The organism is Mariniflexile jejuense (assembly GCF_042675665.1).
In the GTDB taxonomy this organism is placed as follows: Bacteria; Bacteroidota; Bacteroidia; order Flavobacteriales; family Flavobacteriaceae; genus Mariniflexile; species Mariniflexile jejuense.
The window spans coordinates 1-666 of the sequence record NZ_JBHTJI010000011.1 but is presented as its reverse complement, the minus strand read 5'-3'; the positions used below and the strand labels follow the sequence as shown (position 1 = coordinate 666).

Annotated in this window: 1 protein-coding gene; it reads left to right on the top strand. The window is 27.9% G+C overall.

From position 1 onward, the window contains the following. The first annotated feature begins 26 nt into the window (after window positions 1–26). On the top strand, window positions 27–635 hold the full coding sequence (locus tag ACFQ1R_RS11595; RefSeq protein ID WP_379926389.1) for a hypothetical protein: 609 nt from the start codon (window positions 27–29) through the stop codon (window positions 633–635). Window positions 636–666: the final 31 nt, after the last annotated feature.

The following is a 666-nucleotide window of genomic DNA, read 5'->3' as shown; positions in this document are numbered from 1 at the left end:
CGTTGTGGTTAATTTGACAAAAACCGATGAACAAAGCAAAATATTACATTAAAATCCTGATTTTTTCAATTTCAATACTCGGATTTCTGGACTTATTAATCAATCCTAAATCAATCGGATTTCTAAACTCAAACTTGAATTTATTAACTTCGCTTTTGACAATTTTCGGACTGACAATCTTGACCGCAAAAGAAATTTTGAAAACAAGGTTTAAAATTTCAGAAAAGGTTTTAAACGGAATTAAAATTGTGTTACTGATTTTATTCCTGATTTATCTAAACGTATTTTTAAAGCAATTTAACTTCGAACAAAATGTCGAATATATAATTGTCTTTTATCATACATTACCAATAATATATATTCTAAATGACTTAATAACGGAAAAAATAAAACCCAAATATTTTGCGATTTTAGGAATTATATTCTTAATTCCAACTCTGATTTATTTTGGATTTATTTATGAGGCTTACGAAGCGTATTCAGAAGATGGAACGCCTATGATTTTTGTGCATCAACGAATTAGAAATTGGATATGTTACGTTGGAATTACATTAATTTTGACATCAATAATTAGAAAAAAACTAACCACAACACCGTATAAAAATAATTGCGGTTTTGTGCTAAAACAAAGGTAGTTGTGTGTTTGCTTGCATCTGATTTTCCTTC

What these genes read in the sequence shown, in the direction of transcription:
- ACFQ1R_RS11595 (WP_379926389.1), top strand. Translation starts at nt 27, where the DNA reads ATGAACAAAGCAAAATATTACATTAAAATCCTGATTTTTTCAATTTCA.